This is a genomic window from Dactylosporangium sp. NPDC050688 (assembly GCF_040654515.1).
Classification (GTDB): Bacteria; Actinomycetota; Actinomycetes; order Mycobacteriales; family Micromonosporaceae; genus Dactylosporangium.
This window is the reverse complement of record NZ_JBFAIC010000020.1, coordinates 95,609-120,324: the sequence shown is the minus strand read 5'-3', so window position 1 is coordinate 120,324 and position 24,716 is coordinate 95,609. Positions and strand designations below refer to the sequence as shown.

Annotated in this window: 25 protein-coding genes; 16 read left to right on the top strand and 9 right to left on the bottom strand. The window is 75.4% G+C overall.

What is annotated here, in order from left to right:
• Window positions 1-52 precede the first annotated feature (52 nt).
• Window positions 53-331, top strand: a complete 279-nt coding sequence (locus AB0H83_RS21070) for a DUF6582 domain-containing protein (RefSeq protein WP_360096285.1) — start codon at window positions 53-55, stop codon at window positions 329-331.
• Between the two features lie 88 nt (window positions 332-419).
• Here AB0H83_RS21070 and AB0H83_RS21065 read toward each other — a convergent pair whose 3' ends face one another.
• Both AB0H83_RS21065 and AB0H83_RS21060 read right to left on the bottom strand, forming a co-directional pair.
• Window positions 420-1,406, bottom strand: coding sequence for a malate dehydrogenase (locus AB0H83_RS21065; protein ID WP_360096282.1), 987 nt, complete (start codon window positions 1,404-1,406; stop codon window positions 420-422).
• 70 nt (window positions 1,407-1,476) lie between these two features.
• Entirely contained in the window at window positions 1,477-2,256 is a 780-nt protein-coding gene (locus tag AB0H83_RS21060; RefSeq protein WP_360096279.1) for a methyltransferase domain-containing protein, read from the bottom strand.
• A 40-nt stretch (window positions 2,257-2,296) separates the two neighbouring features.
• Here AB0H83_RS21060 and AB0H83_RS21055 point away from each other — a divergent pair, with 40 nt between their 5' ends.
• Window positions 2,297-2,548: a hypothetical protein gene (locus AB0H83_RS21055; protein WP_360096276.1), complete on the top strand. Its 252-nt coding sequence runs from the start codon at window positions 2,297-2,299 to the stop codon at window positions 2,546-2,548.
• A gap of 8 nt (window positions 2,549-2,556) precedes the next feature.
• Here the strand turns inward: AB0H83_RS21055 and AB0H83_RS21050 are convergent, their stop codons facing one another.
• The 3 genes from AB0H83_RS21050 to AB0H83_RS21040 form a co-directional block, all read right to left on the bottom strand.
• On the bottom strand, window positions 2,557-2,922 hold the full coding sequence (locus AB0H83_RS21050; protein ID WP_360096273.1) for a hypothetical protein: 366 nt from the start codon (window positions 2,920-2,922) through the stop codon (window positions 2,557-2,559).
• Window positions 2,923-2,991: 69 nt separating this feature from the next.
• Window positions 2,992-4,278, bottom strand: coding sequence for an MFS transporter (locus tag AB0H83_RS21045; RefSeq protein WP_360096270.1), 1,287 nt, complete (start codon window positions 4,276-4,278; stop codon window positions 2,992-2,994).
• Window positions 4,275-4,847, bottom strand: a complete 573-nt coding sequence (locus AB0H83_RS21040; RefSeq protein WP_360096267.1) for a TetR/AcrR family transcriptional regulator — start codon at window positions 4,845-4,847, stop codon at window positions 4,275-4,277. The genes AB0H83_RS21045 and AB0H83_RS21040 overlap by 4 nt, the downstream gene beginning before the upstream one ends.
• A gap of 55 nt (window positions 4,848-4,902) precedes the next feature.
• Here AB0H83_RS21040 and AB0H83_RS21035 point away from each other — a divergent pair, with 55 nt between their 5' ends.
• A complete protein-coding gene (locus tag AB0H83_RS21035; RefSeq protein ID WP_360096264.1) occupies window positions 4,903-6,117 on the top strand; it encodes an FAD-dependent monooxygenase in 1,215 nt (404 codons plus the stop codon).
• 44 nt (window positions 6,118-6,161) lie between these two features.
• Window positions 6,162-8,468: an endopeptidase La gene (gene lon, locus AB0H83_RS21030; protein WP_360096261.1), complete on the top strand. Its 2,307-nt coding sequence runs from the start codon at window positions 6,162-6,164 to the stop codon at window positions 8,466-8,468.
• Between the two features lie 25 nt (window positions 8,469-8,493).
• Here lon and AB0H83_RS21025 read toward each other — a convergent pair whose 3' ends face one another.
• Window positions 8,494-8,778 carry a hypothetical protein gene (locus AB0H83_RS21025; RefSeq protein ID WP_360096258.1) on the bottom strand — a complete coding sequence of 95 codons (285 nt, stop codon included), beginning with the start codon at window positions 8,776-8,778 and terminating at the stop codon, window positions 8,494-8,496.
• 51 nt (window positions 8,779-8,829) lie between these two features.
• Here AB0H83_RS21025 and AB0H83_RS21020 point away from each other — a divergent pair, with 51 nt between their 5' ends.
• Together AB0H83_RS21020 and nth are read left to right on the top strand one after the other, a co-directional pair.
• Window positions 8,830-9,264: a DUF1877 family protein gene (locus AB0H83_RS21020; RefSeq protein WP_360096255.1), complete on the top strand. Its 435-nt coding sequence runs from the start codon at window positions 8,830-8,832 to the stop codon at window positions 9,262-9,264.
• 97 nt (window positions 9,265-9,361) lie between these two features.
• Window positions 9,362-10,327, top strand: a complete 966-nt coding sequence (gene nth, locus AB0H83_RS21015) for an endonuclease III (RefSeq protein WP_360096252.1) — start codon at window positions 9,362-9,364, stop codon at window positions 10,325-10,327.
• On the opposite strand, the gene AB0H83_RS21010 is transcribed toward nth, so the two are convergent.
• Window positions 10,328-11,389 (bottom strand): crosslink repair DNA glycosylase YcaQ family protein, encoded by a 1,062-nt coding sequence (locus AB0H83_RS21010; RefSeq protein WP_360096249.1) that lies wholly within the window; start codon window positions 11,387-11,389, stop codon window positions 10,328-10,330.
• Window positions 11,390-11,442: 53 nt separating this feature from the next.
• Here AB0H83_RS21010 and AB0H83_RS21005 point away from each other — a divergent pair, with 53 nt between their 5' ends.
• The 3 genes from AB0H83_RS21005 to AB0H83_RS20995 all read left to right on the top strand — a co-directional run bounded on the left by AB0H83_RS21005 (window position 11,443) and on the right by AB0H83_RS20995 (window position 12,755).
• A complete protein-coding gene (locus tag AB0H83_RS21005; RefSeq protein WP_360096246.1) occupies window positions 11,443-11,892 on the top strand; it encodes an SMI1/KNR4 family protein in 450 nt (149 codons plus the stop codon).
• Between the two features lie 121 nt (window positions 11,893-12,013).
• The gene (locus tag AB0H83_RS21000) at window positions 12,014-12,319 is read left to right on the top strand and encodes a hypothetical protein (RefSeq protein ID WP_360096243.1); all 306 of its coding nucleotides are present in this window, start codon (window positions 12,014-12,016) and stop codon (window positions 12,317-12,319) included.
• 127 nt (window positions 12,320-12,446) lie between these two features.
• Window positions 12,447-12,755: a hypothetical protein gene (locus AB0H83_RS20995; RefSeq protein WP_360096240.1), complete on the top strand. Its 309-nt coding sequence runs from the start codon at window positions 12,447-12,449 to the stop codon at window positions 12,753-12,755.
• A gap of 303 nt (window positions 12,756-13,058) precedes the next feature.
• On the opposite strand, the gene AB0H83_RS20990 is transcribed toward AB0H83_RS20995, so the two are convergent.
• Both AB0H83_RS20990 and AB0H83_RS20985 read right to left on the bottom strand, forming a co-directional pair.
• Window positions 13,059-13,808, bottom strand: a complete 750-nt coding sequence (locus AB0H83_RS20990; protein WP_360096237.1) for a protein phosphatase 2C domain-containing protein — start codon at window positions 13,806-13,808, stop codon at window positions 13,059-13,061.
• Window positions 13,809-13,938: 130 nt separating this feature from the next.
• On the bottom strand, window positions 13,939-14,349 hold the full coding sequence (locus tag AB0H83_RS20985; RefSeq protein ID WP_360096234.1) for a hypothetical protein: 411 nt from the start codon (window positions 14,347-14,349) through the stop codon (window positions 13,939-13,941).
• A 73-nt stretch (window positions 14,350-14,422) separates the two neighbouring features.
• Here AB0H83_RS20985 and AB0H83_RS20980 point away from each other — a divergent pair, with 73 nt between their 5' ends.
• From AB0H83_RS20980 to AB0H83_RS20950, 7 genes are all read left to right on the top strand, one after another.
• Complete coding sequence (locus tag AB0H83_RS20980; RefSeq protein ID WP_360096231.1) at window positions 14,423-16,591, top strand: hypothetical protein; 2,169 nt, start codon at window positions 14,423-14,425, stop codon at window positions 16,589-16,591.
• Window positions 16,592-16,649: 58 nt separating this feature from the next.
• A complete protein-coding gene (locus AB0H83_RS20975; protein ID WP_360096228.1) occupies window positions 16,650-17,141 on the top strand; it encodes a hypothetical protein in 492 nt (163 codons plus the stop codon).
• Window positions 17,138-17,347: a hypothetical protein gene (locus AB0H83_RS20970; RefSeq protein WP_360096225.1), complete on the top strand. Its 210-nt coding sequence runs from the start codon at window positions 17,138-17,140 to the stop codon at window positions 17,345-17,347. The genes AB0H83_RS20975 and AB0H83_RS20970 overlap by 4 nt, the downstream gene beginning before the upstream one ends.
• 415 nt (window positions 17,348-17,762) lie before the next feature.
• Window positions 17,763-18,242: a CAP domain-containing protein gene (locus AB0H83_RS20965; RefSeq protein ID WP_360096222.1), complete on the top strand. Its 480-nt coding sequence runs from the start codon at window positions 17,763-17,765 to the stop codon at window positions 18,240-18,242.
• 593 nt (window positions 18,243-18,835) lie between these two features.
• The gene (locus tag AB0H83_RS20960; RefSeq protein WP_360096219.1) at window positions 18,836-20,083 is read left to right on the top strand and encodes a glutamate-cysteine ligase family protein; all 1,248 of its coding nucleotides are present in this window, start codon (window positions 18,836-18,838) and stop codon (window positions 20,081-20,083) included.
• Window positions 20,084-20,158: 75 nt separating this feature from the next.
• Window positions 20,159-21,097 (top strand): ribose-phosphate pyrophosphokinase, encoded by a 939-nt coding sequence (locus AB0H83_RS20955; RefSeq protein ID WP_360096216.1) that lies wholly within the window; start codon window positions 20,159-20,161, stop codon window positions 21,095-21,097.
• Window positions 21,098-21,112: 15 nt separating this feature from the next.
• Complete coding sequence (locus AB0H83_RS20950) at window positions 21,113-24,703, top strand: BTAD domain-containing putative transcriptional regulator (RefSeq protein WP_360096213.1); 3,591 nt, start codon at window positions 21,113-21,115, stop codon at window positions 24,701-24,703.
• Window positions 24,704-24,716 lie beyond the last annotated feature (13 nt).

Sequence of the window (24,716 nt, the reverse complement as noted above, 5' to 3'; positions counted from 1 at the left end):
CGATGCCGCCGATCGGGGTGTCAGTACCGCGCCGCCAGGGAAGAAACCTGGTATGAAGACGACTTGGAGGCCCTTCGAGGCACACGGCACCCTGTCCGAGGAGACCCGCGAGCGCCTGCCCGACAGCGTCTACGCGTTCCCGGAGCACCGCAAGCTGCCGCTGACCGACGCCAAGCACGTCCGCAACGCGGTCGCCCGCTTCGACCAGGTCCGCGGCGTCAACGACGCCGACCGCGACCTCGCCTTCGCGAACCTGACGAAGGCCGCCGAGCACTACCAGGTGGAGCTGTCGGAGTCGAGCTGGCACGAACTCGGCCGTACCCCGCACTGAAGCGGCGCCCCCGCAGGCGCGCCGGCCCGCCCACCGTGCGGGGTGGGCGGGCCGGCGTTCAGACGTGTATGCAGGTGGAGCCGGACGCTCAGATGAGCCCGAGGCGCTCCACGGCGGTGCGCTCCTCGGCGAGCTCGGCGACCGAGGCGTCGATGCGGGCCCGGGAGAACTCGTCGATGTCCAGGCCCTGCACGATCTCCCACTTGCCGCCGCGGGACACGACGGGGAACGAGGAGATGAGACCCTCCGGCACGCCGTAGGAGCCGTCGGACGGCAGCGCCACCGACGTCCAGTCACCCTCGGCGGTGCCGTTGACCCAGTCGTAGACGTGGTCGATGGCGGCGGACGCGGCCGACGCGGCCGACGACGCCCCGCGCACCTCGATGATCTCCGCGCCGCGCTTGGCGACCCGCGGGATGAACTCGTCGGCATACCACTGCTGGTCACCGACGGCCTCGGCGGCGTTGCGGCCGGACACCTCGGCGTGCAGGATGTCCGGGAACTGCGTGGCGGAGTGGTTGCCCCAGATGGTGACCTTGCGGATCTCCGAGACCGGTACGCCGAGCTTCTGCGACAGCTGCGCCACGGCCCGATTGTGGTCCAGGCGGGTCATCGCGGTGAACCGGTCGGCCGGCACGTCCGGGGCGTTGCGCTGGGCGATGAGGGCGTTGGTGTTGGCCGGGTTGCCCACGACCAGGATCTTGATGTCGTCGGCGGCGCCGGCGTTGATCGCCTCACCCTGCGGCTTGAAGATACCGCCGTTGGCCTCCAGCAGGTCGCCGCGCTCCATGCCCTTCGTGCGCGGGCGGGCGCCGACGAGCAGGGCGACGTTGGCGCCGGAGAACGCCTGCTTCGGGTCGTCGAACACGTCCACGCCGGCGAGCAGCGGGAACGCGCCGTCCTGCAGCTCCAGCGCGGTGCCCTCGGCGGCGCGGACGGCCTGCGGGATCTCCAGCAGGCGCAGCTTGACGCGGGTGTCGGCGCCGAGCAGCTGACCGGACGCGATGCGGAACAGCAGCGCGTAGCCGATCTGGCCGGCGGCACCGGTCACGGTTACGTTCACGGACTCACTCATCAGAGTTTCTCCTGCGGCAGCGGCGGGTGTGCTTCTCCACTCAAACTATCCCCGGCCACCCAACGACCGTTCACCTACTGCCGTTCCGATGTGGCTTGGAGCACTCGATCAGGTACCGGGTGGTGTGCGCGACGAACGGCCCGTCCGCCCGGATCCGCTCGTGCAGGGCGCGCAGCGGCTCCCGGTACGCCTCCACGGTGAACCCGGGCACGATCCAGATCACCTTGCGCAGGAACACCGCGACCGCCGCGACGTCGAAGAACTCCAGCCGCAGGGTGGCCTCGCGCAGGTCCGTGACCCGCAGCCCGGCGGCCTGGGCGGCGGCGGTCGCGGCGGCCGGGTGACGGCCCTGGCCGACGGGGGTGGGGCCGAGCATGGCCTCGGTGAGCTCGTGCGCGGTGCCGACGCCGACGTGCTGGGCCAGGTAGGTGCCGCCGGGCCGCAGCACCCGGGCGACCTGCGCCCAGTTCGTCACGACCGGATGGCGGCTGCTGACCAGGTCGAACGTGTCGTCGCCGAACGGCAGCGGGGCATCGTCGGCGATGTGGGCGACCGTGCCGCGGTACGGTGCGAGCGCCCGCCTGGCGAGGGCGGCGTTCGGCGCCCAGGACTCGGTCGCGGCGAGGAGCCCGGGGGCGGTCCCGGCGCGGTCCAGGGCCCACCGGACCACCTCGCCGCCGCCGGTCTGCACGTCCAGGGCGCTGCCCGTGGTGCGGTACCGGTGGGCCAGCAGCTGCGCGTACCCCCACGGCGGGCGCTGCTCGGTGGCGCGGCCGGCGAACCAGGAGAAGTCCCAGCCCTCCACGGGCACCGACGCGCCCTCGGCAAGCAGGGTGTCGAAGTCGGCCATGACGCGATTGCACCTTTCGTTGCCGGGGCATCATTGACGCATGACGATCATTCCGCAGACCCAGGTGTTGTGGCTGGCCACGGCCGCCGACGACGAGATCCACGCCGGCCGGGTCATCGGCTGGCAGACCGAGCACGTGCAGCCTGTCCCGCTGGTCGCGTGGACCGACGAGACGGGGCTGCTGTCGCGGGTCGGCACGCCGGTGAACCCGGTCGTCTGGCTCGGCGACACCCGCGGCGAGGTGGTGGAGTCCGCGCAGCGCGAGATCCGCCAGCCCGCCGCCCTGCGGTAGCCGCCGGCTCAGATCACCAGTTCGGCGGCAGGGCGCTCGGCGGTCACCGTCAGCGCCTCGACGTGCCGGTGCGGCTGCGGGCCCTCGGCGTCCGGGTCGGCCTCGGCCTCGTCGGCGACGACCTCCAGCGCCGCCCACAGCGCGGCGAGCGCGTCGCCGGAGCCGCTGACGTGCAGCGCCGGCCCGCCGCGCAGCTCCACCTGCACCGCCCCGCCGCCGCGCCGCTGGACCAGCGCGCCGTTGCGGATGCGCTGCTCGAAGACGTCGCCGGCGGCGCGCAGCCGGCCGGCCAGCTCGCGCAGGGCGGCCGGCGGGCCGGCCAGGTCGAACACGTCACCCGCGACCCGCAGGCGGCACGGCAGCTGATCGTCCACGCCGACCAACCTAACGCACGCACCGTCCGGTGCGCGGTTGCCGCCACGCGGGAGCTCCCACCGGCGGTGTCAGGTGACGAGGCGGGCCCGGCCGGACAGGACGGCGAACATCGCCATGACCGCGGTCAGGCCGCACAGGACCGCCATCGGCAGCGTCCACGACCCGCTGCCGTCCCGCAGCGCCCCGAACAGGACCGGGCCGGCGGCGGCGAGCGTGTACCCGACGGTCTGCGCCATCCCGGACAGCGCCGCGGCCTGCGCGTGGTCGGTGGTCCGCAGGCTGAACAGCGACAGGCACACCACCAGCGCCCCGCCCGCGCCGAACCCGGCCACCACGATCGAGGCCAGCGCCCACCCCGCGGTCCACGGCAGCCACTGCAGCCCGGCGGCGCCGAGCCCGATGCACGCCACGACACCGAGCCCGACGAGGCGCTGGTCCCGCATCCGGTGCAGCGCGACGGGGGTGACGAGGTTCGCGCCGACGGCCGCGGCCAGGTACGCGAACAGGTGCCACCCCGCGGCCTGCGCGGGGATGCCGCGGTCGCGTTCGAGGGAGGGCAGCCAGGTGACGAGGACGTAGAACACGAGGGACTGCAGCCCCATGAACACCGTCACCTGCCACGCGACGGCCGACCGCCACGGCCGCCGCTGCCGGCCGCGCGGGGCCGCGCCGGCGGTGGTCGCGGTGGTGGTTGCGGGATCCGCCCGGCGGGCGTGCAGGGTGCGCGGCAGCCAGGCGAGGCCGGCGACCGCGACCAGCGCGGCCCAGCACGCCAGCGCCGCGCGCCAGCCGCCGACAGCGGCCGCCAGCGGCACCGCCGTGCCCGAGGCGACGGCCGCGACCACGCTCTGCGTCGCGGAGTACCCGCCGGACAGCTGCGCGACGCGGGCCGGGTGGTCGCGTTTGACGAGGCTCGGCAGCAGCACGTTGAACCCGGCGATCGCCGCCCCGACCGCGGCCGTGCCGGCCCACAGCGCGACCGGCACCGGCGCCGACCGCACCGCGATGCCGGCGGCGAGGACGACGACGGCGAGGCCGAGGGCGCGCTCCAGGCCGATCCGCCGGGCGACGAGCGGCGCGACCGGGGAGAACCCGGCGAACGCGAGCAACGGCAGCGTGGTCAGCAGCCCCGCCGCGGCGCCCGACAGGTGCTCCGCCGCCCGGATCTCCGCGACCAGCGGCCCGACCGAGGTCAACGGCGCCCGGCCGATCGCGCCGAGCAGCAGGATCCCGCCGACACCCCCGGCCGCGGCGCCGGCGGCTCCGGCCACGGCGCGCCGGGCCGCGCCGCCCGGACGCCGCTCGGCCTTACCGTCCCGGCTCACCGCGAGCCGCCGGGTAGCGCGGGAGCTCACAGCGACGCGGCGATCATCCGCAGCGCCTCGGCCAGGTCGCGGCCGGTCGGCGCGTTGGCCGGGTCGATCAGCCACTGCGTGAGCACCCCGGTGATGAGCGCCTGGTAGAACGAGCCCAGCTGGAACGCCTTCTGCGGCTCCGCGGCCGCGTCGACCTGGTGGAACACCGACGCCCACAGCTCCCGGGCGTCCTTCATGCCCTCGGAGATCATGGCCCGCACCGCGGGGGCGTGCTCCATCTGCACGAACGCGTCGAAGGACGCCATGAACGCCGGCCGGCGCGTGGCCATCGAGGCGATGACGCTGTCCCAGTACGCCGCGAACCGCTGCAGCTTGTCCTGCCCCTCGGGGTCGGTGGCCAGCAGCGCGGTCGCCAGCTGCCGGCCCCAGTCCTCCAGGGCCTTCTCCAGGGCGGCGTTGAGCAGCGCCTCGGTCGAGCCGTAGTGGTAGCCGATCGAGCCGAGGTTGGTGCCGGACGCGGCGACGATGTCGCGGGCGGTGGTCCGCGCGTACCCCTTCTCGTAGATGCAGCGCACGGCGCCGTCGAGGAGGTCCTCGCGATGTCCCATGGTCCAGATCCTATGGTCTATACAAGCGTATAATACGAATGTATATTCGCAATTCGTGGACATCCTCATCTCCGGCGCGAGCGTCGCCGGCCCCTCGCTCGCCCTCTGGCTGCACCGCACGGGGCACCGGGTCACCGTCGTGGAGCGGGCCCCCGCGCTGCGCGGCGGCGGGTACGCGGTCGACTTCCGCGGCCGGGTACACCTGGAGGTCCTGCGGCGGATGGGGCTGCTGGACGCGATGCGGGCCAGGGCTACGCACATGGGCGACATCGCGATCGTCGACCGGCACGACACGGTCGCCGCGACCATGCCCTCGGCGATCTTCAGCGGCGACCTGGAGTTGCTGCGCGGCGACCTCGGCGAGATCCTGTACGACGCCACCCGCGACCACGTCGACTACGTCTTCGGCGACTCGGTCGCCACGATCACGCAGGACGCCGGCGGGGTCGACGTCACCTTCGAGCGCGGCAGGCCCCGCCGGTTCGACCTGGTCGTCGGCGCCGACGGCGTCCACTCCAGGGTCCGCGAGCTGGTCTTCGGCCCGGCGCCGCAGCGCTCCCTCGGGGTGTACGGCTGCATCTTCACCATGCCCAACGAGTTCGGCCTCGACCGGGCGGGCCTGATGTACAACGAGCCGCGCCGCACGGTCACGATCGGCGGCGTCAACCCCGACCAGGCGGTGATCTCGCTGTTCTTCACCGCGGACGGGCTCGCCTACGGGCAGCAGGACCGCCACGACGTCGAGCGGCAGCGGCGCATCGTCGCCGGCGCGTTCGCCGGGGCCGGCTGGCGGGTGCCGCGCCTGCTCGAAGCCATGCACACCGCGCCCGACTTCTGGTTCGACTCCACCACGCAGGTCCGGATGGAGCGCTGGTCACGCGGGCGGGTGGTGCTCCTGGGCGACGCCGGATACGCCGGCGGGCCGGGCGGCAACGGCACCGGCCTCGCGGTCGTCGGCGCGCACGTGCTGGCCGGGGAGCTGGCGGCGGCTCCGTTCGGTCGCGCGTTCGAGGTGTACGAGCACCGCCTGCGCCCGTACGTCGAAACCTGCCAGCAGCAGGCCTCCGGCGGCGCGGACTTCCTCGTCCCGTCGACCGACCGCAAGATCGCCCAGCGGAACCGGTTCTTCCGCACGATCCGCTACCTGCCGCCGGTGAAACACCTGTTCAGGCACCTTGCGACGCGGACCGCCACGGCGTTCGACCTGCCGGACTACGGTGTCCTGGGTCACACGCGGAACCTTTCCGGGAACAGAGGGAACGTTTTGTAACTTAAGCCTGTCACGCTCAACCACAGTGATGGCAGGTGTCTGACATGGCAACTCTTCCGGTCCTTCCACTGACTGACGACGTCCTGCTCCCCGGCATGGTCATCCCCGTCACGCTCGACGCCACCACCCAGGCGGCCGTCGACGCGGCGCGTTCCGCCGGCGACAAGCGTGTCCTGGCCGTCCCCCGCGTCGACGGGGAGTACGGCTCCTTCGGTGTGGTCGCCGTCCTCGAGAAGGTCGGCCGGCTGCCCAGCGGCGAGCCGGCCGCCGTGGTGCGCGGTGTGTCCCGGGCCCGCATCGGCGCCGGCGTCCCCGGCCCCGGCGCGGCGCTGTGGGTCGAGGCCACCCTGCTCGACGAGCCCGCCCCCGCCGGCAAGGCCAAGGAGCTGGCCCGGGAGTACAAGGCGCTCGTCATCGGCGTGCTGCAGGAGCGCGGCGCGTGGCAGGTCATCGACACCGTCGAACGCATGACGGACCTGTCCGAGCTCGCCGACTCCGCCGGCTACGCGCCGTGGCTCACCCTGGCGCAGAAGATCCAGCTGCTGGGCGCGCCCGACGTCACCGCCCGGCTGGAGCTGCTCGTCGAGTGGGCCCGCGCGCACGCCGCCGAGCAGCAGGTCAATGAGAAGATCAACCATGACGTCCGCGAGGGCCTGGAGAAGACGCAACGGGAGTTCCTGCTGCGCCAGCAGCTCGCCGCGATCCGCAAGGAGCTCGGCGAGGACGAGCCGTCCGGCTCCGCCGACTACCGCGCCCGGGTCACCGAGGCGACCCTGCCCGACGTGGTCCGCGAGGCCGCGCTGCGCGAGGTCGGGCGCCTGGAGCGGGCCAGCGACCAGTCACCGGAGGCGGGCTGGATCCGCACCTGGCTCGACACGGTCCTGGAGATGCCGTGGGACGTGCGCACCACCGACAACACCGACCTGGGCGAGGCCCGCGCGATCCTCGACGCCGACCACGCCGGCCTGGCCGACGTGAAGGACCGGATCCTGGAGTACCTCGCCGTGCGCAACCGGCGCGCCGCGCTGGGCAAGGAGGTCGTCGGCGGCCGCGGCTCCGGCGCCGTGCTCGCCCTCGCCGGCCCTCCCGGGGTCGGCAAGACCAGCCTCGGCGAGTCCGTCGCCCGCGCCCTGGGCCGCAAGTTCGTCCGGGTGTCCCTCGGCGGCGTCCGCGACGAGGCCGAGATCCGCGGCCACCGCCGCACCTACGTCGGGGCGCTGCCCGGCCGGATCGTCCGCGCCCTGCGCGAGGCCGGTTCGATGAACCCGGTCGTGCTCCTCGACGAGGTCGACAAGCTCGCCGTCGGCTACGCCGGTGACCCGGCCGCGGCCCTGCTCGAGGTCCTCGACCCGGCGCAGAACCACACCTTCCGCGACCACTACCTCGAGGTCGACCTCGACCTGTCCGACGTGCTGTTCCTGGCCACCGCCAACGTGGTGGACACCATCCCCGGCCCGCTGCTGGACCGCATGGAGCTGGTGACCCTGGACGGCTACACCGAGCAGGAGAAGGTCGCCATCGCCCGCGACCACCTGTGGCCCCGGCAGCTGGACCGGGCCGGCCTGGCCGCCGACGAGGTCACCATCACCGACGAGGCCCTCGCCAGGATCGCCGGCGAGCACACCCGCGAGGCGGGCGTCCGCCAGCTGGAGCGGGCCCTGGCCAAGGTGCTGCGCAAGGTCGCGGTCGCGTACGACGGCACCCCGGTCCACGTCGACGACGTCGTCGGGTACCTCGGGCGGCCCCGCTTCACCCCGGAGTCGGCCGAGCGCACCGCCGTCCCCGGCGTCGCGACCGGCCTAGCCGTCACCGGCGCCGGCGGCGACGTGCTCTTCATCGAGGCCACCTCGATGGAGGGCGACCCCGGCCTGACCCTCACCGGCCAGCTCGGCGACGTCATGAAGGAGTCGGCGCACATCGCGCTGTCGTACCTGCGCTCCAACGGCCGGCGCCTCGGCATCGACCCGAACGAGCTCGCCGCCCGCCGCATCCACCTGCACGTCCCGGCGGGTGCGGTCCCGAAGGACGGCCCCAGCGCCGGCATCACGATGGTCACGGCCCTCGCGTCGCTGGCCACCGGCCGGCCGGTCCGCCCCGAGTTCGGCATGACCGGCGAGGTCACCCTCGCCGGCCGGGTCCTGCCGATCGGCGGGGTCAAGCAGAAGCTGCTCGCCGCGCACCGGGCCGGCCTCACCGAGGTCATCATCCCGAAGCGCAACGAGCCCGACCTCGACGACCTGCCGGAGGAGGTGCGGTCCCAGCTGACCGTGCACGCCCTCGCCGACGTCGCCGACGTGCTCGCCCTGGCCCTGCGCCCCGCGGACGTCTCGGCCCTCGTCCCGGCCGCCTGACCCGTCCCGCCGACCCGCCGCCCGGCTAGCTGGAGCCGGGCGGCGGGTTCGTCGTGCGGATCTGCTCCAGCATCCGGCGCCGGGCCCGGCGGTCGTAGCCACCGGCGTCCGTCGTGATCATCGACCACGGGTCGGGGCAGTCGCCCTCGTGCGAGGCGTCCGGGCACAGCGCGCCGGCGATCCGGTCGGTGAGCGCGTCCAGGTCGGCCGGGTGCACCAGCACGTTGATGCTGATCTGGTACAGCCTGTGCCCGGGCGGGACGACCCGCGCCGCCGGGCGGCCGCGCGGGACCCGCTTCTTGCCGGCCATGGCCGCTCCTTCACCGGTCGCGGGGGGACGGCCGACGGTAGCATCGCGGGCGTGCTGGACGGCGCGCTGTACGCGGTCACCGACAAGCAGGAGCGCTGGCTGCTGGCCCTGGACGCGGCGGGGGTCAGGCACTTCGCGGAGACCGTCGAGGACGCCCCGCCGCACCTGTACCCGATGACCGCTGGCCTCGGCACCGCCTGGGAGCCGCTGCAGCGGTGCCTCGGCGAGGCGTTCCCGCTGTCGCACGCGGTCCTCGGCGGCCGGCCCCTGTGCGACGGCGAGGTCGTCGTGCGGCACGTCACCGCCGCGCAGGCGCAGGCCGTCGCGCTCGCGTTGCGCCGGGTCGACGAGGTGTGGCTGCGGCAGCGGTACGGGACCCTCGTCGGCGGCGACCCGTCGGCGGCGCTGACGGCGTACCGGCACCTGCGGGACCTCTACGACAAGGCGGCGAAGGCGGCCCGGGCGGTCGTGTTCACCGCCGTCTGAGCGGACCGGGCGGGCCCGCGTGGCGGACCTCGGACGAGCGGCCTGACACCCGCGAGGCGGACCTCGGCGAGCCTCGCGGCGACGTAGGCTCGTCACCGTGCCGAGCCGCAAGATGACCCCAGCAGCCGCCGAGCCCACCGCCGTCGGCGTCACGGCCCCCGCGAAGAAGGCCGCGGCCGTGAAGAAAGCCACGGCCACGAAGAAGGCCGCCGCCGCGAAGGTCGCCCCGGCGAAGGCGGCACCCGCCGCGAAGGCGGCACCCGCCGCGAAGGCCACCGCGGCGGCCAAGACCACGGCGAAGAAGGCGACCGCGAAGAAGGCGGCCGCGAAGGTCGTCGCGGCGGCGGCAGCGGAGGTGGCAGGGGCGGTGCCGGCGGGACCCGACCAGGCGCAGACGGAGCGGGCCCGGCGGATCCTCGATCTGCTCACCGCCCGCTACCCCGACCCGGTGCTGGAGCTGGACTTCGGCTCGCCGCTGCAGCTGCTCATCGCCGCCGTGCTCGCGGCGCAGACGCTGGATGAGCGGGTCAACCAGGTCACGCCGGTGCTGTTCGCGAAGTACCCGACGGCGGCGGACCTCGCGGCGGCCGACCCCGGCGAGATGGAGCAGATCCTCATGCCGGTCGGGTACTACCGCAAGAAGACCCAGATCGTCATGAAGCTCGCCTCGGTGCTCGTGGAGCGGCACGGCGGGGAGGTGCCCACGACGTTCGACGAGCTCGTCGAGCTGCCGTGGGTGGGCCGCAAGACGGCGAACATGGTGCTGGGCAACGCGTTCTCGGTGCCGGCGATCTCCGTGGACACCCACGTGGGCCGGGTCGCCCACCGGCTGTCGTGGGGGCCGGAGAAGGACGGCGAGGCGACCGAGCTCGGCGTGTCGGCGCTGTTCGAGCAGAAGGACTGGGTGCCGATCAACCTGCTGCTGATCCTGCACGGCCGGCGCACCTGCCACTCCCGCAAGCCGGCCTGCGGGGCGTGCCCGCTCGCGCCGGAGTGCCCGTCGGCGGGCCTGGACGGCAAGGGCGAGCTGGACCCGGAGAAGGCCCGCGCCCTGCTGAAATAGTCACCCCGGCAGCCGCGCGAGCTCCGCGTCGATCCCGTCCTGCGGCACCGGCTCCCACACCTCGACGGCGACCCGCCCGCCGTCGCGCTGCCAGACGCCCTTGACCCGGCCGCCGTGCACCACGACCGGCGAGATCCAGCCCTGCGGCCGGCTGACCTCGGCGCGGCGCTGCGGCGGAACCACCGTCGGGTCGGCCGTGCCGGGACCCAGCACGAACTGGTCGAACGCGGGCAGCAGGCGCACCTCGTCGAACGGCTCGGCCTCGGCCATCGCCGCGACGTCGCCGGCCCGCGCGTAGAGCCGCCGGCCGTCGACCTCGACCTCGGCGACCAGCCCCTCGGCGACCAGCGTCGTGAAGTACCCGCGCAGCGCGGCCCTCTTCGTCCCGCCCCGGCACAGCCACTGGTCGAACGTCTCCGCCGAGGCCGGCCCGTACACGCCGAGGTACGCCGGCACGACCAGCCGCGCCGCGTCCGGTACCGCCGGAAGCGCCGACCACTGCGGACGGGTGAACGTGACCCGATTGCCGTCGCCGGGGCCGTGCACGAGCAGCCCCTGCCAGGCGAGGGGCTTGAGCACCGCGCCCCACCCGGAGCGCAGGTGCTCCGCCAGGTCCGGGTCGCCGGTGCGGCCGGCAACCGCCGTGACCAGGTCCTCGCGGGTCAACGGCGCGCCGTCGAGGGCGTCGCACACCGCGCCGCGGATCGCGTCCAGCTGCTCGAGGGTGACGAACGCCTTCTGCCAGGACCCCTTCTCCCAGGTGCGGGTCGCCGCCAGCAGGGCCAGCTGCGCCGGTGCCTGCGCCGGGTCCAGCAGGTGCAGGGTGCCGCGCGCCGACCAGGTCCTCACCAGCGCCCCGCCGGCCAGCGCGGCCCGCAGCGCCGCCGGGTCCGGCACGGCCTGGCGGGCGGCGACGGCGTGCTCGGCGTACGAGCCGACCTGCGCCTGCACGCCCAGCAGCCGGCGCACGACCGCGACCGGGTCGGCGGCGTGCGCGGGCCGGTCCAGCAGCTGCCGGCGGCTGCGCCAGCCGAGGACCCGGCGCCGGTCGAGAACGGTCACGTCGCACCTTCCGCGGTTGTGGATGTCGCGACCAAGAATGGCAGACTGCTGCGGTGCGATTCGCCGAGTTCGACGGGCTGCTGGAGCAGGCGTTGCGGCGGTACGCGGCCCAGGAGCGCGACGGTGACGTCGCGGTGTTCGACCACTGGCGGGCCACCGAGGCGGACCTGGCGCGGGTCGAGCGGCGGCTCGGCGTGCGGCTGCCGGAGCAGTACCGGCGGTTCCTGCTGCGGTACGGCGCCGGCCGGTTCCTCTTCGTCGAGCTGCTCCCGGCCGACGAGGGCCGCCGCTGGGTCGAGACGCTGCTCGCCGCGAACGAGCCGGGCAGCGGGTTCGTCGCCGTCGCGCCGGTCGGCACCGGCGACTACTGGGGCTTCGTCGTGCGCGACGGGGTGTGCGAGGAGGCGGTCAGCTTCCGGTACCAGGAGGACGGCGCCGTCGAACCGGCCGCCGCGGACTTCCTCGAGTTCGCCGCGACCGAGGGGCTGCGCGCCGGGCGGTGAACGACCGGACAGTGAGCGCACGGCAGTGAGCGCACGGCAGTGAGCGCACGGCAGTGAGCGCACGGCAGTGAGCGCACGGCATGATGGGCGGCATGCGCCCCACACCGCCCGGCACCCGGTCATGACCGCCCCGTTCGGCATCGGCGCCGACGTGTGGCCCGGCCTGGCGAAGGTCGCCGAGGAGGCCGGCGAGCTGCTCCAGGTGGCCGGCAAGCTGATCACCACGGCCGGCGAGCCCGCCCATCACGACGGCACCGACCTGCGGGCGCGCCTGGTCGAGGAGTGCGGCGACCTGCTCGCCGCGATCGGCTACCTCACCGCCGCCAACGGCATCGCGGACGAGGTCGCCGAGCGCGCGGCCGGCAAGCGGGAGGTGTTCCAGGCCTGGCACGACCGGGAGCTGGCGCGGCGGGCCGGCGGACGGTGATCGTCAAGCCCCCCGGCCCTCACGTTCACCGTCCGGCGACCCGCCCGCAGGCAGCGCCACTGCATCGACGACCGCCGAAGCGGGCACGGGGTTGCGTCCGGGGACGGGATCGCTGCAGCATTGATACATGCCGACCCTCCACGTGCCGCGGATCGCCTGGGACGGCGCCCGGGTGATCGTCCGGGCGTGCGCCGACCGTGACTGGGCGGTCTGGTTCGCCAACTGGATCAACGCGCAGGCCGGGCCGCCGTTCGGGCAGCTGGTGATGCAGTCCCGGGCCCGCCTCGCCGCCGGCTACGGCTACGAGGCCGCGGCCCTGGAGACGGGCATGTGGCGGGTGCGCCTGGACGACCTGATGACGCAGCGGCCCGACCTGGTCGAGCCGCTCGCCGAGCTCGTACGGGAGGCGACGCAGCGCCTGCGCACCGCGGCCTGAGCCACCGCACGACCCGGGACCCATGATCCAAGTCGCCCCACGGCCGCGCCCAAGCCGCCTCAGCGTTGCCCGGCACGCAGACCCACACCCCCGAACCAGACACAACCAGCACCCAAACCACGATCACCCCCGCCGTCAGCAGCCCCGCTATGATCGAAGGGCCAGCCTGGCCATCCAGACGACCACCGCGCGCCTTGGATCACGCAGGCAAGATCAGCGGGGCACCGGTCACCCGCGACGGGGATCGGTCAGCTGGGCCGGACAGCGGCCTGGTCAGCACCGTGCACGTTCGCGGTCGGAGCTTCAGAAGACCTTGACGACGACGGCGGTGGCGTTGTCGCGGCCGCCGGCCTCCAGGGACGCGGCGACCAGCGCCGAGGCCATCACGTCGGGCGGCGCGGCGGAGCTCAGCGTCTGCTCCATGCGCTGATACGGCACCTGCTCGGCGATCCCGTCGGTGCACAGGCAGTACACGTCGCCGGGGAACATCGTGACGCTCAGGACGTCGGGCTCCGGCAGGCCCGGGTGGCCGATGAACCGGTGCAGCTGGTAACGGGCCGCGGCCGCCTGGGGCGAGTCTGCCGGATACCAGCCGTGCACGGCGCCGAGCCACGCCTCGGTGTGGTCGATGGTGAGCAGTTCGAGCAGGCCGCCGCGCAGCCGGTACACCCGGGAGTCGCCGATCTGCGTGACCCACGCACCGGTCGCGTCGGCGACGAGCGCGGTGAGCGTGCAGCCGGTCAGCTCCCGCAGGGTCTGCCCGGCCGCGCGGACCTGCCGCTGCGCGTCGGCGACCGCGGCGAACAGCGGCGGCGGCGCGAACGGGCCGCGGTGCTCCTGCACGGCGGTGGTGAAGATGTCCACGGCGGTCCGGCCGGCGGTGCGGCTGCCCTCGCCGGCGCCCATGCCGTCGGCGACGACCGCGCACAGGCCGGGCCGGCGCTGCAGCTCGGAGGTGTGCAGCACGTCGAAATTGGCCGGGTACCGCCGGCCGACCTCGGTGGCGGTGCCGACCTGCAAGCGGCGCCCGGCGCCCTGGACCTCGATCGTCATCGAGGTGAGCGTAACCCGGTCCGTCCGGTTACGAGACCCTGGTTCGTGTGCCGGAACCCTCACCGTTGACTCACCGTCGTAACTTGCACGAAACCGATAGCCGTGCAATTGCCGACGGTGTCCGCGGCGGTCACTCCCAGCGGGCCTCCACCCGCCAGGTGCCGTCCTCCAGGCGCTCCCAGCCGTCGACCTCGCCGCCGAGCTCCGCGAAGAGCACCACCCGGTCGTAGATCCAGTCGGCGAAGTCGTCCTGCTGGTCCTCGTCCAGCCCGGCCCGGATCACCGCGCCGAACGTGATCAGCCCGGTGCCCTCCAGCGGCGACGCGCCCAGGATGCCGATCACGGACAGGTCGTCGGGTGCCACGTCGGTGCGCTCCTCGACCTCGAGGAACCCACCGTCGGGCATCTCCACCAGGAACGCCATCCGTACCCCGTCGTCGTCGCAGGTCCCGCCACGGTACCGGCGGGCGGCCGGGACCGGGCGGTCGTACGCCAACCAATACCCCCACGGGGTGGCCGGCTGCCACCGCCTCGCCGTCACCGGGGACGTTTCGGCTGGTGAGGTCGCCGATCGGAGGAGCCTGCCGGTGGAACGGGGCCGGTACAGTGCGGCGATGGAGTCCGCGGCCCTGCCCGCCCCGCTCACCAGCCTGGTCGGCCGGGACGCGGAGGTGCGCGCCGCGGGCCGCCTGCTCGCCGCCGGGCACCGGCTGGTGTCCCTGGTCGGCACCGCGGGCAGCGGCAAGACCCGGCTCGCGGTCGCGGTGGCCGCCGCGGCGGCGCCGCCGGTCCAGTACGCCGACCTCACCACGATGCGCACCGGCGGCCACACCGACCGGTGCGACCCCGCGGGCGACGCGGCCGGGTTCGTGCTCGACGCGTTCGGCGCGTCCCGCCGCCCCGACCTCGACGCCGTCGACACCCTGGCCGCCGTGGTCGGCGACGGCCGGGCGGTGCTGCTGCTCGACAACTGCGAGCACGTCGCGGGGCCCGTCGCCGCGCTCGCCGCCCGGCTGCTGGCCGCCGCGCCCGCGCTGCACCTGCTCGTCACCAGCCGGCAGCCGCTCGGCGTGCCCGAGGAGACCGTGGTGAGCGTCGCGCCGCTGGACGACGCCACGGCGCTGCGGCTGTTCGAGGCCCGCATGTTCGAGCGGACCGGCCGGCCGCTGCCCGCGGCGCACCGGGCCGGCGCCGCCGCCATCTGCCGGGCTCTGGACGGCCTGCCCCTCGCGGTGGAGCTCGCCGCTGCCCGCGCCGCGCTGCTGTCGGTGCCGGAGGTGCACCGGCTGCTCACCGACCGGTTCCGGGTCCTCGCCGACGCGAAGGCGACCGGCCCCGAGCACCATCGCACGCTGCGGGCGGCCCTCGACTGGTCGTACGAGCTGCTGTCGCCGGACAAACAGGCGCTGCTGCGGCAGCTCGCGGTGTTCCGGGGCGGGTGGAGCCCGCCGGCCGCCGCGGTGCTGCCCGCGCACCGGCCCGGGCTCCTCGCCGCGCTCGCCGGGCGCTGCCTCGTCGAGCCGCACCCCGCCGGCGGCGACGGGCGGGTCCGGATGCTGCAGACGGTCGCCGCGTACGCCGCCGCGCGCCTCGCCGAGGTCCCCGAGGAGGAGGCCGCCGCCCGCGACGCGCACGCCGCCTTCCACCTCGAGCTCGCCGAGCGCGCCGCCGCCGGGATCCACGGCTCCGGCCAGCGCGACCTGCTGCGCGAGCTCACCCTGGAGCAGGACAACCTGCGCGCCGCCATGCTGTGGCTGTCCGGCCGCCCCGGCACCGGCGCCGACGACGACCTGCGCCTGGCGACCGCGCTGGCACCGTTCCAGCATTTCACCGGGGTGTACCGGCAGGGCCGCGACTGGCTGTCCGGCGCCCTCGCGCGCCGCCCGGCCGCCCCGCCCGCGGTGCGCGCCGCCGCCTGCTCGGCCGCCGCGACGCTCGCCATGCTCGACTGCGACTACCCGGCGGCGGCCGCCCTCGCCGAACGCGCCCTGGCCGACGCGCCGGACGGCGACGTCCGGATCCGGGGCCGGCTGCTCACCCTGCTCGGCAGCGTCGAGCGGGAACGCGCCGACTACCCGCGCTCCAGCCGCTTCCTGCAGGAGGCCCTGGCGCTGTACCGCAGCGCCGGTGACGCGTGGGGCGAGGGCCGCGCCGCCCAGCTGGCGGGCGGCACCGCGTGGCTGTCCGGTGACCTCGGCTCGGCCGCGGCGCTGCTGGACGCGAGCCTCACCGCGTTCCGGGACCTCGCCGACGAGGAGTCCGTCGCGTCGACCCTGACCCACCTCGGCGCGGTCGCCCACTTCGGCGGCGACCGGCCGCGGGCCCGCCGCCACCTGGTCGAGGCGCTCGACCGGTTCACGGAGCTGGCGTTCCCGGAAGGCATCGGCTGGGCGCAGGACCTCCTCGGCCGGGTCGACCTCGCCGACGACGCGGTCCCCTCGGCCGCCGAACGCCTGCGCGCCAGCCTGTCCATCCACCGCCGGGTCGGTGACCGGTGGCGGTCGGCGAGCGTCCTGGAGGCGTTCGCCGAGGCCCGCCGCCGCCTCGGCGACCCGGCCCACGCCGCCGCCCTGCTCGGTGCGGCCGACGTGATCCGGCGCGAGATCGGCGCCCCGACCCCGGCGTGCGAGCTGCCTGGCCGCCGCCGGACCGAGGAGGCGCTGCGGGCCGCGCTGCCGGAGGCGGCGTTCGACCGGGCGCTCCGCTTCGGCGCCCGTACCTCCGTCGACGAGCTGCTCGACCTGTCGGGGTCCGCCGGGCACCTCGCGCTGGCCCACCCCTGATCCTGGCGATCCGCTCGACCGGCCACGGACACGGGTCGCGCCGGACCACACTCGGAGCGTGACCACGATCGGCCCGACCCCGCGGTGCCCTCACCACCCCAGCCGCTCCGCCCGGCCACGACCCACCCGCTCGTGCCGCAGCCGGTGGGGGCGCCGCCGCCCGGTGCTGGCGCAGCTCGGAGTGCCGCCGCAGCGGCTGGACCAGCTGGCGATGCTGTTCGTGGACCTGCTGCGGGCCAACCCGCCCGGGGTCGTGGTCCGCCGCGACCAGGAGGAGGCGTGGGCGACCACGGGCAGGCTCGTCTCCCGGTGGCTGGCGGACAGGGCCGCGACCGCCGCCCACGAGCCGGCCACCTGGAGCGCGCCGGTCGCCGTCCATGAGCGGCGGGGCGCGGAGGCGGCGGTGGTGTCGGTACGCACGTACCTGCCCTGTACCCCTACCTGCCCGGGCAGCTCGCGCTGGTCGAGTCGCCGCGGCTGCCCGGACGGTGGCGGTGCTGCTGGGTCGGCAACGTGCCGGCCGCCGGGAACCTGGTGGAGCTGCACGTGACCGCGCGGCCGGGGGACCCGACCGGGGCGGACCTGGTGGAGCGGACCGCCGCCGGTGACGCGCTGCTGCTGCGCCCCGCGGTCGGGGTGCCGGCGGTGGACCCGGGGTCGGCCCGGCCGCTGCTGGTCGTGGCGGCCCGCGACGCCGGGCGCCGGTGCGGGCGCTGCTCGGCGCGCTGCGGGCCGCCGGGGACCGCCGGCCGGTGACGGTGTTCTAGCCGGCCGCCGCCGAACGGGACCTGTACCGCCTCGCCGACCTCGCCCCGGAAGGCACCCTGCTGATCCGCGACCGCTTCACCGCGGCGGCTGACGGCGACTGGGCCGGTCACGAGGCGTTCGTGGCGGGCGATCCCGCCGCCGTCGCCCGGACCGTGCCCGCGCTGCGGGCCGCCGGGATCCCGGCCGGACGCATCCGCGGCGCCGCCGACGGGCCGGCGGACGCCTGACGGCCTTCGCCAGGAGACCGGTCACCCACACGGGTGACATCAGCGCCCGTGCACCCGCCGGCGCCGCGCGGGCCGTAGCGCAGCATCGTCCGGAATATGCGTGTTTTGTCAGATTGGTGTCAGCGACAGGGTGGTCCTCTATTTTCGGCTCATCTGCCCTACTTCGTGGAGGTGAGATGGGAATCCGGAAGGGTGTCGCCGTCGCCGTCGTGGCGGGCGCCGTCGCGGCGGGGGGCGCGATCGAGGCCGTGCCGGCGTTCGCCGCCGACTACAACGCGGTCCGTGGCGTGGTCGCCTTGACCAACGCCGCGCGTGCCCGGGCGGGCTGCGGCCCGGTCACGCTGAGCCCGCGGCTGAGCTACGCCGCGTGGCTGCACTCCAGGGACATGGCGGGCCGCGGGTACTTCTCGCACGGCTCCCCCGGCGGCGGCTCGCCGGGCACCAGGGTGGCGTCGGCCGGGTACCGCTGGTCGTCGTACGGCGAGAACATCGCCTGGGGACAGCGCAACGCGTCCGAGGTCATGAACGCCTGGATGCGCAGCCCCGGCCACCGGGCGAACATCCTCGACTGCCGCTTCCGCAACGTCGGGGTGGCGGTGGCGTACAACGGCCGCGGCGTGCCCTACTGGACCCAGGACTTCGCCAGCCCACGCTGAGGCGCAGGAGGGGCGTTCCCGCGGGCACCGACGACCGCCCGCGGGGGCTCCGCCATGTCCGCGTCACCACCCCGGTATCGCATTTCCCGATCATTTCCGCCGGGCCTGCGCACCGGCGTTCCCGGGCCGGATTTCCGCCCGGCATGCATTTCGCCGAATCCCGCTGAATGGTTGTCGAAAAACGACGACACAACCACTCCTGTCGATCTTGTTTGATCCGGGCAGCGGCACCGGACACGGGCGCAGGATCCGCGCGGCGGCCCCGGACGGCCGGGAGATCTTGCGGCATTCAGCCAGTTCACAGCCAAGGTTCACCACGCGTTGCCCGGCTGGGCTGGACAGAACGGGCGCCGGACCGCCTAATGGAATGCACCCGCCGGACCCGCAACCCGGTGGTCCCCGCCGCTCCACACCCGCCCGCACGACACCGCCATCCGCCGCAGTTTCCGAGCATTCGGCGCACCACGCGTCACCAGCCGGGCACGGCCGTGTTCGTTTCCGGCCCGTTCCACCGCATCCGCCGCCGCACGCAGCACTCCGTCACCCGAAACACCACCCTGGGTAGCTCGCACCCTTCTTCCGGGAGGCCCGCCGTGAACGACATCCTCACCGAGGCAACCGCCGCCGCGTACGTGGCCGCCGCCGGGTTCCGGGTCGGTCCTGTCGGTCGGGTCGGCGTCGAGCTGGAGTACTGCGTGCGTGACCTGAGCAAGCCGCTGCACCGGCCGGCCCCGCAGCGGCTGCTGGACCTGCTCGCCCACCTCGGCAACCCGCTGCCCGGCGGCAGCGGCGTCACGATCGAGCCGGGCGGGCAGCTGGAGCTGTCCTCGGCGGTCGGCGCGTCGATGGCCGGCTGCGTCGCCGCCCTCGGCCGCGACCTGGCCCTGGTGCGCTCCGCGCTGGCCGGCCACGGCCTGGTCCTGGACGGCACCGGCCTCGACGACGTACGGGCGCCGCTGCTCGTCACCGATCACCCGCGGTACGTGGCGCTCGCCGAGTACCACGACCGCTCCGGCCCGAACGGGCTCGAGGTGATGTGCAACTCCGCCTCGATCCAGGTGTGCCTCGACGCCGGCGGCGACGACGCGGACGGCAGCGACGGGGGCGGTTACCGGCGCCGCTGGTGGCTCGCCGACGCGCTCGGCCCGGTGGTCATGGCCGCGTTCGCCAACTCGCCGCACCGCTCCAGGTCCGGCCGGCGCTGGGTGTCGCACCGGCAGGGCCTGCGCTTCGGCACCGACGCCAGCCGCACCCGGGCGCCGCGCCGCGACGGCGACCCGCGCGCCGCGTGGTCCCGCTACGCCCTGGCCGCGAAGGTCGCGATGATCGCCGGGCCCGGGCGGTGGCACGTACCGGCCGGGCTGACCATGCGCGGGTGGCTGCGCGGGTACGGGCCCCGCCCCGTCACCCTGGAGGACCTGGAGCGGCACCTCGGCACCCTCGTGCCGCCCGTGCGCCCGCGCGGCTACCTGGAGCTGCGGATGATCGACCAGCAGCCCGGCGACGGCTGGGTCGTGCCGGTCGCGGTCGTCACCGCACTGCTCGACGACCCGCAGGGCGCGGAGGCGGCGGCCGCGGCGACCGAGCCGCTGCGCTCACCGCTGCGCCGGCACCGCGACTGGGTCGGCGCGGCGCGCGAAGGGCTCGCCGACCCGGCGCTCGCCGCCGCGGCGCTGGCCTGCTTCACCGCCGCGGGTGACGTCCTGCGACGGCAGGGTGCCCCGCTCGCGGTCCGCGACGCGGTGGACGAGTTCACCGACCGGTACGTCGCCCGCGGATCCTGCCCTGCTGAGGACCGCCGGGAGCAGCGTCGCAAGATCCGGGTCGGCGCCGGTGGGTGAGCGGTGCCGGTGTGGTATCAACGGGGTGACGATTCCCAGCGCCGTCGTGCGCGCCCACCCCGAGGAGCCGAGCCTGTGCGGGACATCGCCGTGTTCAGTGGCAGCGCGCACCCCGAGCTGGCGGAGGAGATCTGCGCCCAGCTCGAGGTGCCGCTGCAGCCCGTGAGGGTGGACCGCTTCGCCAACGACTGCCTCGAGGTGCAGCTGCAGGCCAACTGCCGCGAGCGCGACGTGTTCCTCATCCAGCCGCTCGTGCCGCCGGTGCAGGAGCACCTCGTCGAGCTGCTGCTCATGCTGGACGCGGCCCGGGGCGCGTCGGCGGCCCGCACGACCGTGGTCATGTCGCACTATGCGTACGCCCGCTCCGACAAGAAGGACGAGCCGCGCATCTCCATCGGCGGGCGGCTCGTCGCCGACCTGCTCACCGCCGCCGGGGCCTCCCGGGTGCTGACGCTGACCCTGCACTCGCCGCAGGTGCACGGGTTCTTCAGCGTGCCCGTCGACCACCTGCACGCGCTGCGCGAGCTCGCCACCCACTTCCGCAGCCTCGACCTCACCAACAGCGTGGTGGTCTCGCCCGACCTCGGCAACGCGAAGGTGGCGTCCGCGTTCGCCCGGATGTTGGGTGTACCGGTGGCCGCCGGCGCCAAACAGCGCTTCAGCGACGACCGGGTGGTGATCAGCGCGGTCATCGGCGACATCGAGGGCAAGGACGTCATCGTCCTGGACGACGAGATCGCCCGTGGCAGCACCATCATCGAGCTGCTCGCCCGGCTCCGCGAGCGCAACGTGGCGAGCGTCAGGGTCGCGTGCACGCACGGACTGTTCACCGACGGCGCCCTGGACCGGCTCGCCGCGCTGCCCGAGGTGCTGGAGATCGTCTGCACCAACAGTGTGCCGATCCCGAAGGAGAAGTTCGTGCCGAAGCTGCGGGTGCTGTCGATCGCGCCGGCGATGGCCGAGGCGATGCGCCGAATCCACAACGGCGAGTCGGTCAGCTCGCTGTTCCACTGACGGACCGATCTGCACATGCGCACAGACCAGCAAGACCCGCCGGCCGCCGCCGCGTCCGTGGGCGGCACGCCGGTGGTCGGGGTGCTGGGGCCGTTGCGGGCCGGGATCGGCGGGCAGGCCGTGGACCTCGGCGGGCCCCGGCAGCGGGCGGTGCTGGCCCGGCTCGTCGCCGCCGGTGGGCACGTCGTGCCGACGGACAGGTTCATCGACGACCTCTGGCAGGGGGTGCCGCCGCCGAAGGCCCTCGCCGCGCTGCAGGTGTACGTGTCGAACCTGCGCCGCGCCCTGGAGCCGGACAGGGCGCCGCGCACCCCGGCGAGCGTCCTCGTGACCGTCGCGCCCGGGTACGCGCTGCACCTGCCCCCCGGCGCCGTCGACGCGTGGCGCTTCGAGGCGCTGCTGCGCGAGGGCAGCGCGATCGCGGAGCGCGACCCGGCCCGGGCCGACGGGCTGCTGCGGGAGGCGCTCGCGGCGTGGGCGGGGCCGGCGTACGCCGAGTTCGCCGACGAGCCGTGGGCGGTGCCCGAGGCCGGCCGCCTGGAGGAGCTGCGGCTGGTGTGCGTCGAGGCGGGCGGCCGGGTTGCGGTGCGCCTGGGCCGGGCCGCGCTCGTCGTGCCGGCCCTGGAGCGGCACGTGCAGGCCCACCCCCTGCGCGAGGAGGCGGTGCACCTGCTGGCGTCGGCGCTGTACGCCGCGGGCCGGCAGGGCGACGCCCTCGCCGCGCTGCGCGGTGCGCGGGAACGCCTCGCGACCGAGCTCGGCATCGACCCGGGCCCCGCGCTGCGCGCCCTGGAGGCGGACGTCCTCGCGCAGGCACCGCACCTGGACGCGGGCCGCGCCGGCTCGCCCCACCCTGCCACAGACCGGGTGAAGGGCGTGGCGGGGGGCACCGCGCCGGGGGCCGGCGCACCGGACGGGCCGGGGCGGGAGGCTCCGTCCGGAACGCACCTGTCCGGCCCGCGGCCGTGGGAGACGCCACCGGATGGCGTACAAGGGAAATCTGAAGCAGCCGCCTCGGGGGGCTTCGGGCGGGAGCGGGAGCTGGCCACGCTCGCGCGGGTGGCCGAGGAGGTCCTGCGCGACGGGGCGCGGGTCGTGTGGGTCGGCGGGGAGGCCGGCGCGGGCAAGACGACGGTGCTGCGGATGTTCGCCGCGCGGCTCGGGTGGCGGGTCGCGTGGGGGCGGTGCCCCGAGGTGGACGGCGCGCCGCCGGCCTGGGCGTGGAGCGAGGTGCTGCGCGCCCTGCCGCAGGGCGACCCGGCCGCGGACGCCCGCCTCGCCCCGCTGCTGTCCGCCGACATCGGCCCCGCGGACGTTTCCGGCGGCACGGCATCCGCGCGGGCGACCGGCGGCGCGCAGTCCGCGCGCGCGAACGGTGACGCGCAATCCGCGCGCGCGAACGGCACGGCGGGCCATGACAGCGCGGTGGGCCACGGCGCCACGGCGGGCTTCGACACGGACGGCGCGGGCCGTGTCCTGCGGGCGGCCGGCGGTGGGCAGTTCGCGCTCGCGCAGGCCGTCGCCGAGCATCTGAGCGGCTTCGGGCCGTTGCTGGTGGTCCTCGACGACGTGCACCGGGCCGACGGCGAGACGCTGCAGGTCCTGCGGCACCTGGCGGTCGCCCTGGAGGACCGGCCGCTGCTGCTCGTCGCCACCCACCGGCCCGGGGAGTCACAGCCGGACCTGGACGCGGTCCGCGCCGCCCTCGCCGGGCACCGCGCCGCCGACATCGACCTCGGCGGGCTCGACCCCGAGGCCGGCCGGGCGTTGCTGCGCAGCCTCGGCGTGCCCGGCGACGCCGTCGACGTGGTCGTGGAGCGCACCGGCGGCAACCCGCTGTTCCTCACCGAGACGGCCCGGCTGGTGTCCGCCGAGGGCGCCGACAGCGCCGTACGGGCCATCCCGTCCGGCATCGGGCACGTGCTGCGGCGGCGGCTCAGCCGGCTCCCCGCGACCGCGCAGACGGTGCTGCGGCACGCCGCGGTCCTCGGCCGGGACGCCGACATCGACGTGCTGGTCGCCGCCGACGGGTCCGCCGAGGACACCGTGCTGGACGGCCTGGAGGCGGGGGTCGTGTCGGGGCTGCTGGAGGAGCCGGCGGCGGGCCGCGTCCGGTTCACGCACGCGCTGCTGCGCGACGTCCTGTACGACGACATGCCCCTGCTGCGCCGCCGCCGGCTGCACGCCCGGGTCCTGGCCGCCCTCGAGGAGCTCGGCTCGGCCGACGTCGCCGCGCTGGGCCACCACGCGCTCGCCGCCGCCACGCCGGCCACCGCGGGCACCGCCGCCGGGTACGCGGCCGCCGCAGCCAGGCAGGCCACCGCCCTGTACGCGCACCGCGAGGCCGCCACCCTCTACCGCGGCGCCCTGGACGCCGGGCCGCTGCCGCCGGGGCAGCGCCACGACCTGCTGTGCGGGCTGACGTCGGCGCTGGCCAACGCCGGTGACGTGACCGCCGCGCGGGCCGCCCGGGCCGAGGCCCTGCGGGCCGCCGCGGTCGCCGGGGTGCCCGCGTACGCGGCGCTGACCGCGTACGACGCGCCGGTCGCCTGGACGATCCGCGCCGACCGGGCCGTGGACACCGCCCTCGTCGCCGAGCTGGAAGCAGCGTTCACGACAGCGCCCGACGCGGCGACGCGGTGCCGGCTGCTGGTGGCGCTGGTGTACGAGCTGGAGGGCGACGACCTGGCGCGCTGCGACGCGGCCAGTGCCGAGGCGCTCACCCTCGCCGGCGACGACCCGCTGCTGCGCTGCCACGCCCTCAACGCCCGCTACTTCGCCGTGCTCAACCCGGCCCGCCGGCACGAGCTGCCCGCCGTCGGCGCGCGGCTGCTGGAGGTGGCGACCGCGGCCGGGCTGGTGCAGTTCCAGGCGCAGGCGCACCACGTGCTGTTCCAGGCCGCCCTCGAACGCAACGACCTGGCCGCCGCGCAGGAGCACGTCGACCGGGCAGTGCGGCACGCGACCGCCGGGCAGCTCGGCGCGGCCCTGTCGGTGATGGCGCTGTTCGGCGCGGTGCGGGCGCTGCTGGCCGGCGACCCCGCGACCGCCGAGCGGCTCTACACCGAGCTGACCGCCCGCATCGCCCGCACCGGCCAGCCGAACGCCGCCCTCGTCGGCATCGCCGGGGTGTTCTTCGTGCACCTGGCCACCGGCACCACCGACGCGCTCCTGCCGATGTTGCGGCCGGTGTACGAGCGGCTGCCCGAAGCCCTCAACGACTTCATGGTCCGCGCCCTGCTGGACGGCGGCCAGGTCGAGGAGGCCAGGCAGATCTGGTCGCCCGACGCCGTCGCCGTCCGGGAGGACTACTACTGGCTCGCCTGGATGGGCCTGCGCGCCTGGAACGCCACCGCGCTGCGCAGCGAGCCGCACGCCCGCGACTGCTACGCGGCGCTGCTGCCGTGGGCGGGGCAGTTCGTCGGCCTCGCCAGCGGCTCGCTGACCGGCCCGCCGGTGGACCTGATCCTCGCCGACCTCGCCGACGTGCTCGGCCTGCCGGAGGCCGCCGCCGGGCACCGGGCCGCCGGGCACGCCCTGGCCGCCGCGATCGGCGCCGTGCCGTGGCTGGCCGGCGCGCCGAGCACCGACGAGACGGCGGGGTAAGCGCGCGGCGGCG